General features: G+C 60.7%; 6 protein-coding genes. 5 read left to right on the top strand and 1 reads right to left on the bottom strand.

Going from position 1 to position 4,547, the window contains the following annotated elements; translation table 11 throughout:
• Positions 1-38: 38 nt before the first annotated feature.
• The 5 genes from epd to fba all read left to right on the top strand — a co-directional run bounded on the left by epd (position 39) and on the right by fba (position 4,186).
• The gene (epd, locus tag JV201_RS27310) at positions 39-1,088 is read left to right on the top strand and encodes an erythrose-4-phosphate dehydrogenase (protein WP_219406246.1); all 1,050 of its coding nucleotides are present in this window, start codon (positions 39-41) and stop codon (positions 1,086-1,088) included.
• A 19-nt stretch (positions 1,089-1,107) separates the two neighbouring features.
• A complete protein-coding gene (locus JV201_RS27305) occupies positions 1,108-2,271 on the top strand; it encodes a phosphoglycerate kinase (RefSeq protein ID WP_003216867.1) in 1,164 nt (387 codons plus the stop codon).
• 29 nt (positions 2,272-2,300) lie between these two features.
• Positions 2,301-2,528, top strand: coding sequence for a hypothetical protein (locus tag JV201_RS27300; protein WP_008434073.1), 228 nt, complete (start codon positions 2,301-2,303; stop codon positions 2,526-2,528).
• Positions 2,529-2,588: 60 nt separating this feature from the next.
• A complete protein-coding gene (locus JV201_RS27295; RefSeq protein ID WP_003216869.1) occupies positions 2,589-2,924 on the top strand; it encodes an MliC family protein in 336 nt (111 codons plus the stop codon).
• Between the two features lie 197 nt (positions 2,925-3,121).
• Complete coding sequence (gene fba, locus JV201_RS27290) at positions 3,122-4,186, top strand: class II fructose-bisphosphate aldolase (RefSeq protein WP_003177554.1); 1,065 nt, start codon at positions 3,122-3,124, stop codon at positions 4,184-4,186.
• A 59-nt stretch (positions 4,187-4,245) separates the two neighbouring features.
• On the opposite strand, the gene JV201_RS27285 is transcribed toward fba, so the two are convergent.
• Positions 4,246-4,539, bottom strand: a complete 294-nt coding sequence (locus JV201_RS27285; RefSeq protein WP_219407230.1) for a fructose-bisphosphate aldolase — start codon at positions 4,537-4,539, stop codon at positions 4,246-4,248.
• Positions 4,540-4,547 lie beyond the last annotated feature (8 nt).

Below are 4,547 nucleotides of genomic sequence, written 5' to 3'. Positions count from 1 at the left end.
CCTGCAAAGGTTTGTGTCGCCCACAATGCGAGAACCCCATGCCTCAACCGCGTCCCTACAAAGTTGCACTCAACGGCTACGGCCGGATTGGTCGTTGCGTCTTGCGTGCTCTGTTCGAGCGAGGGTCGGCGGCCGGGTTTGAAATTGTCGCGATCAACGATCTGGCGGACATGGCCAGCATCGAATACCTGACACGCTTTGACTCCACCCACGGCCGGTTCCCCGGCGAAGTGCGGGTCGAGGACGATTGTCTGCATATTAATGGCAACTGCGTGAAGGTCCTGCGCAGTGCCACCCCTGAGGGCATCGACTGGGCGGCGCTGGACGTCGACCTGGTGCTGGAATGCTCCGGTGCCTATCACACCCGTGCCGACGGCCAGCGGTTTCTCGACGCCGGCGCACCACGGGTCCTGTTTTCCCAGCCGATGGCCAGCGAGGCGGATGTCGACGCCACCATCGTCTACGGCGTGAACCAGGATTGCCTGACCGGTGCCGAATTGCTGGTGTCCAACGCCTCCTGCACCACCAACTGCGGCGTGCCGCTGTTGCGCCTGCTGGACCAGGCGATTGGCCTGGAATACGTGTCGATCACAACCATTCACTCGGCAATGAACGATCAGCCGGTGATTGACGCTTACCACCATGAAGACCTGCGCCGTACGCGTTCGGCGTTTCAGTCGGTGATTCCGGTGTCCACCGGCCTGGCGCGCGGTATCGAGCGACTGTTGCCGGAACTTGCCGGGCGAATCCAGGCCAAAGCCGTACGGGTACCGACGGTGAATGTGTCTTGTCTGGACATCACCATGCAAACCGTCAGCGACACCGACGCCGGCGAAGTCAACCGGATCCTGCGCGACGCCGCCACCAGCGGCCCGCTCAAAGGCCTGTTGGCCTACACCGAGTTGCCGCACGCCAGCTGTGATTTCAACCACGACCCGCATTCGGCCATCGTCGATGCCAGCCAGACCCGCGTTTCCGGCCCACGGCTGGTGAACATCCTGGCTTGGTTCGACAACGAATGGGGTTTTGCCAACCGAATGCTGGACGTTGCAGAACACTATCTGCAAACAGCCTCTCCACAACTTTAGCTCTCAGGAATTGCCCCCCATGACCGTGTTGAAGATGACCGACCTCGATCTGCAAGGTAAGCGCGTACTGATCCGCGAAGACCTCAACGTCCCAGTCAAGGACGGTGTTGTCACCAGCGATGCGCGAATCCTGGCCTCGCTGCCGACCATCAAGCTGGCCCTGGAAAAAGGTGCGGCCGTGATGGTCTGCTCCCACTTGGGTCGTCCGACCGAAGGTGAATTCTCGGCAGAAAACAGCCTCAAGCCTGTAGCTGAATATTTGAGCAAGGCCCTGGGCCGCGACGTGCCGCTGGTTGCCGACTACCTGAACGGTGTGGACGTGAAGGCTGGCGACATCGTGCTGTTCGAAAACGTGCGCTTCAACAAGGGCGAGAAAAAGAACAGCGACGAACTGGCCCAGCAATACGCTGCCCTGTGCGACGTGTTCGTGATGGACGCCTTCGGCACCGCGCACCGTGCCGAGGGTTCGACCCACGGCGTGGCCAAGTTTGCCAAAGTTGCCGCAGCTGGCCCGTTGCTGGCGGCTGAACTGGACGCACTGGGCAAGGCCCTCGGCGCTCCGGCCCAACCGATGGCCGCCATCGTTGCCGGCTCCAAGGTGTCCACCAAGCTCGACGTGCTGAACAGCCTGAGCCAGATCTGCAACCAGCTGATCGTCGGCGGCGGCATTGCCAACACGTTCCTGGCGGCTGCCGGTCACCCGGTGGGCAAATCGCTGTACGAGCCGGACCTGCTGGACACTGCCCGCGCCATTGCCGCCAAGGTCAGCGTGCCGCTGCCGGTAGACGTGGTGGTGGCCAAGGAATTCGCTGAAAGCGCCGAAGCCACCGTCAAGCTGATCGCTGACGTTGCCGCTGACGACATGATCCTGGACATCGGCCCGCAAACGGCAGCCAACTTCGCTGAACTGCTGAAGTCGTCCAAGACCATCCTGTGGAACGGCCCGGTCGGCGTGTTCGAGTTCGACCAGTTCGGCAACGGCACCAAAGTGCTGGCCCACGCCATCGCTGAAAGCTCGGCATTTTCCATCGCTGGCGGTGGCGACACCCTGGCGGCCATCGATAAATATGGCGTTGCTGACCAGATCTCCTACATTTCTACGGGGGGTGGTGCGTTCCTCGAATTCGTTGAAGGCAAGGTACTGCCGGCTGTCGAAGTGCTGGAAAGCCGGGCCAAGGGATAAGGCACTTGCTGAGGAAAAGGAGCATTCCGATGATCAGGTCGTTGGCACTGGTGATTGCAGCGGGCCTGCTGGCCGGCTGCGGCAGCACGCCGAAAGCGGCGCCCGAGTCTGAAAAGGCCGGGGCGGCTCGGCAAAAGAGTTGCTATCAGGCTGACTGGCAAGCCGAAACCATGCCGGTGATCAACAAGCGCATCGGGCCGGACGGGTTGGAGAAATACGACTCTGCGCCCAACGGTCAGGAACAGGGTTGCCCTTGACGGGTCTGATTCACTAACCGACAGCAGCGGTGGCCGCAGGTCGCCGCTTGAGGACTGGCAATGAAAGGCGTTTTCGCCCTGGCGGCACTGGCGTTATTGGCCGGATGCACCAACCTGAACATGTTCGACAAGAAGGCAGAGCCGGCAGACAAGTGGACCACCTGGACGTGTGACAGCCAGGCGCAAGTCAACTGGCGGTTTGCCGACCAGGCCCGCACCCAGGTGGATGTGCGCCTCGGCGGCTCGGACCAGGTGTATCGCCTCAAGCAGGATGTGGCGGCCTCGGGCGTGCTGTACAGCGACGGCCAGTTGGCGTTTCACACAAAAGGTGAGGAAGGCCTGGTTTACTGGGTTGCCACCGATGATTTGATCGGGCGTGGCTGTAAAGCGCAATAACACGCCGCGATCACCTGTAGGCGCCGGCTTGCCGGCGATAGCGTCAGCCGCCATCGCCGGCAAGCCGGGTCCTACAGACAGGTTTAACGATTAAGCAGGGCAGGCTTTGAAAGCCTGACCTTCAATAACTTGAATAGCAGCCGCCGCTACGGCAGGCTTGCACGATTAACGACCCTCGACCGGGAGAGAGACTCACAATGGCACTTATCAGCATGCGCCAGATGTTGGACCACGCAGCCGAATTCGGCTATGGCGTTCCAGCCTTCAACGTCAACAACCTTGAGCAGATGCGCGCCATCATGGAAGCCGCTGACAAGACTGACTCTCCAGTGATCGTCCAGGCTTCGGCCGGCGCACGCAAATACGCCGGCGCTCCGTTCCTGCGTCACCTGATCCTCGCTGCGATCGAAGAATTCCCGCACATCCCGGTGTGCATGCACCAGGACCACGGCACCAGCCCTGACGTGTGCCAGCGCTCCATCCAGCTGGGCTTCAGCTCGGTAATGATGGACGGTTCCCTGGGCGAAGACGGCAAGACCCCGACCGACTACGAATACAACGTACGCGTCACCCAACAAACCGTGGCCATGGCTCACGCCTGTGGCGTTTCGGTTGAAGGCGAACTGGGCTGCCTGGGTTCCCTGGAAACCGGCATGGCCGGTGAAGAAGACGGTATCGGCGCCGAAGGCGTACTGGATCACAGCCAAATGCTGACCGATCCGGAAGAAGCCGCAGACTTCGTGAAAAAGACCCAGGTTGACGCCCTGGCCATCGCCATCGGCACCAGCCACGGCGCCTACAAATTCACCAAGCCACCTACCGGCGACGTGTTGGCCATCGACCGCATCAAGGAAATCCACAAGCGCATCCCGAACACCCACCTGGTGATGCACGGTTCTTCCTCGGTACCGCAAGAGTGGCTGGCGATCATCAACCAGTACGGCGGCGACATCAAAGAAACCTACGGCGTGCCGGTTGAAGAAATCGTCGAAGGCATCAAGTACGGCGTGCGCAAGGTCAACATCGACACCGACCTGCGCCTGGCCTCCACCGGTGCAATGCGTCGCCTGATGGCCACCAACCCGAGCGAATTTGACCCACGTAAATTCTTCGGCGCTACCGTGACTGCCATGCGTGATGTATGTATCGCACGTTATGAAGCCTTTGGTACTGCGGGCAATGCTTCGAAGATCAAGCCGATCTCCCTGGAAGCGATGTACCAGCGTTATTTGAAAGGTGAGTTGAACGCTAAGGTCAACTAAGCCTTACGCGTTAATGAAAAGCCCGCAGCGATGCGGGCTTTTTTGTGGCTGAAATTTGATCAGGCGGCTGCGGGGGTGTCGAAGCCGCGGTATTCGATGACGCGGAATACGTCGCTTACGTCCTGCACCAGGATGCGGGCGGTGTTGGCTACGTGGTTCAGGTCACGCTCCGCAAAATCGGGCAGGCTGGAGCAGGCCATCAGGTTGAGGTGTTCGAGGGCGGCGTTGAGGCGTTCACGCAGGCAGGCGTGCAGGTCCGTGAGTGGTGCATCGCTGTCGATCAGGAGTACCGGGTATTCGGTGGCTGTTTCGGTGCAGGGGGTGAAACGGCGGGGCGGGAGTTCTGGCGTCATGGCAAATC

The organism is Pseudomonas sp. Colony2 (assembly GCF_019382755.1).
Lineage (GTDB): Bacteria > Pseudomonadota > Gammaproteobacteria > Pseudomonadales > Pseudomonadaceae > Aquipseudomonas.
This window is presented reverse-complemented; position numbering and strand designations above follow the sequence as displayed.

Coding starts and splice junctions, on each gene's coding strand:
- epd (WP_219406246.1), top strand. CDS start 39: ATGCCTCAACCGCGTCCCTACAAAGTTGCACTCAACGGCTACGGCCGG.
- JV201_RS27305 (WP_003216867.1), top strand. CDS start 1,108: ATGACCGTGTTGAAGATGACCGACCTCGATCTGCAAGGTAAGCGCGTA.
- JV201_RS27300 (WP_008434073.1), top strand. CDS start 2,301: ATGATCAGGTCGTTGGCACTGGTGATTGCAGCGGGCCTGCTGGCCGGC.
- JV201_RS27295 (WP_003216869.1), top strand. CDS start 2,589: ATGAAAGGCGTTTTCGCCCTGGCGGCACTGGCGTTATTGGCCGGATGC.
- fba (WP_003177554.1), top strand. CDS start 3,122: ATGGCACTTATCAGCATGCGCCAGATGTTGGACCACGCAGCCGAATTC.
- JV201_RS27285 (WP_219407230.1), bottom strand. CDS start 4,539: ATGACGCCAGAACTCCCGCCCCGCCGTTTCACCCCCTGCACCGAAACA.